General features: G+C 65.2%; 1 pseudogene. It reads left to right on the forward strand.

Annotated features, from left to right (window positions below):
• Positions 1-11: 11 nt before the first annotated feature.
• A pseudogene (locus GTV32_RS24180) lies at positions 12-731 on the forward strand (condensation domain-containing protein); the annotation flags it as partial.
• Between the last annotated feature and the right edge of the window lie 60 nt (positions 732-791).

Raw genomic sequence — 791 nt, forward strand, 5'->3', positions numbered from 1 at the left:
GGCGGCGGTCGATGAGGACGACGTCACCGAGGGGATCGTCAGCTGCAGTACTGGGCGGATCGCCTCGAGGGTGCACCAGACCAGATCGACCTCCCGACCGACCGGCCCCGTCCTCGTACCCGAGCTTCGACGGGCGGACCGTCGAGTTCGAGTTGCCCGCCGATCTCGTCCGGGCATTGGAATCGGTGGCGAGACGCAACAACACGACCTTGTTCATGGTCGCGCACGCGGCGTATGCGGTGCTGTTGAGCCGCATCTCCGGGAACGACGACGTGGTGATCGGCACGCCGTATGCGGGCCGCGGCGACTCGGCGCTCGAAGACGTCGTCGGCATGTTCGTCAACACGCTGGCGTTGCGCACCCGATTGTCGGTCGGCGACTCGTTCGGCGCAGTCCTGGAGCGGGTCCGCAACGAGGATCTCGTCGACATGGCACACACCGACGTGGCCTTCGATCAGATCGTCTCGCGCGTTCTGCCGATCGCACCGACCTCCCACAATCCGTTGTTCCAGGTCATGTTCGCGTTCCAGAACATCGAATTCCCGACGTTGGAACTCGAGGGTCTGCGGATCTCGCCGGAGGACGAGCAGCTGTCATCGGCGAAGGTCGACCTGCAACTGACGCTCTTCCCGGACGATCCCGCCGGAGCGACGTCCGACGGCGCCATGAAGGCGCAGCTGCTCTACTCGACCGACCTGTTCGACGCGGACACGGTCGAGCGGATCGCGGGTTGGTACCTCCGGGTCCTCGAGGCGGTCGCCGCGGACACGACTTGTATCGTTGGAGACATT

The sequence above is a fragment of the Gordonia sp. SID5947 genome (assembly GCF_009862785.1).
Taxonomy (GTDB): Bacteria; Actinomycetota; Actinomycetes; order Mycobacteriales; family Mycobacteriaceae; genus Gordonia.